Annotated in this window: 1 protein-coding gene; it reads left to right on the top strand. The window is 22.8% G+C overall.

The features are described from left to right. Positions 1-58: 58 nt before the first annotated feature. Positions 59-355, top strand: a complete 297-nt coding sequence (locus tag ACFINC_RS11170) for a hypothetical protein (protein ID WP_375617244.1) — start codon at positions 59-61, stop codon at positions 353-355. Positions 356-637 lie beyond the last annotated feature (282 nt).

The following is a 637-nucleotide window of genomic DNA, read 5'->3' as shown; positions in this document are numbered from 1 at the left end:
CTTTTACTATTATAAGTTTGATATTTTATTTTAAAAAATAATTTTGTAAAATAAATTTATGCTTAAAATATTTAAAAATAAGTTTTATTTCTATATTTTTATATCATTTATTTTTCTTTTTGCACAAACTGCAGAGAGCTATGTAAATTTTGATAAAGATTTATCTCAAAGTAAACAATTTTTTAATAATCAAGAAGAAAATATAGTTAATAAAAATATAGATATGAATTTGATTTATACTATTGGAGAAACAAATAAGATAACTTTTATGAAAGTTAAGCAAGAAAGTTGTTTTTCAGTATTTTGGGGGATCATCTCATTTTTCATGACACTCTTTGTTTTTGGTTGTAGGTAGTTTTCTATCGCTCTAGTTTTTCTTATAATGTTTTTGTAAATCTGATAGGCTGACGTATTTTATAAGTGCGTTTTGTTAAGTTTAAAAATTAAAATTCTCAATATTTTATACTGTATGAAATAGAGGGAGCTATATGATCTTTGTAAAGATGCTATGAGATGTTTTATATATTAATAAAAAGTGAAACTCATTTCGTTAATCCATTCCCTGTTTGAAAATAGAGGTTGTTATAGCTCTTTGACGATTGATAATTGTTTTAAAATAGTCTTCTATTTTAGGAGA

Source organism: Bartonella sp. AP58NXGY (assembly GCF_042195785.1).
Classification (GTDB): domain Bacteria; phylum Pseudomonadota; class Alphaproteobacteria; order Rhizobiales; family Rhizobiaceae; genus Bartonella.
This window is presented reverse-complemented; position numbering and strand designations above follow the sequence as displayed.